Annotated in this window: 1 protein-coding gene and 1 pseudogene; both read left to right on the top strand. The window is 39.4% G+C overall.

The window, feature by feature from the left end:
* Positions 1-133 (top strand): annotated as a pseudogene (locus R7P74_RS28375) (carbon storage regulator); the annotation flags it as partial.
* Between the two features lie 5 nt (positions 134-138).
* A partial coding sequence (locus R7P74_RS28370; RefSeq protein WP_318124024.1) for a C39 family peptidase occupies positions 139-559 on the top strand: 421 nt, incomplete at its 3' end.

Raw genomic sequence — 559 nt, 5'->3', positions numbered from 1 at the left:
CACCGTGAGTGGTAACAATATACTATCAAGTGGAGCGTTCGCAGACAGTTCGGGTATATCCAACGTAATTCAGAACAGCGGAAACAACGTTTTAATCCAGAACTCTACCGTCGTTAACCTGACACTCAAGTAAACAATATGAAAGTATTAAATAACTTAATTTGGCTGATGCTCGTTTATTCAGCATCAGCCATTTCATTAGAACTGCTACCTTACCGAGCACATTACTCTGTTCCTGTTAAAAGCTACAAAGAAATAGTGTTCGGTGATGTTTTTCGCCAACAGTATGACTTCAGCTGTGGCTCTGCCGCCCTGGCTTCTCTTCTCACTTTTCATTATGCAACAGAGTCATCTGAACAAGATATCTTCAAAAGCATGTTTGAAAAAGGTGATAAAGAAAAAATCAAAGAGAAAGGTTTTTCTTTGTTGGAAATGAAGCTTTACTTGGATTCCCTAGGGTTACGTTCTGACGGCTTTCAAGTAGGAATGGAGAAAATTAAAGAAGTCGGTGTCCCTGGGATTACTCTCGTTAATTTCGATGGGTATATGCATTTTGTTG

The sequence above is a fragment of the Vibrio sp. 2033 genome (assembly GCF_033339735.1).
The sequence above is the reverse complement of the archived record's forward strand: the minus strand, read 5'-3'. Positions and strand labels throughout refer to the sequence as shown.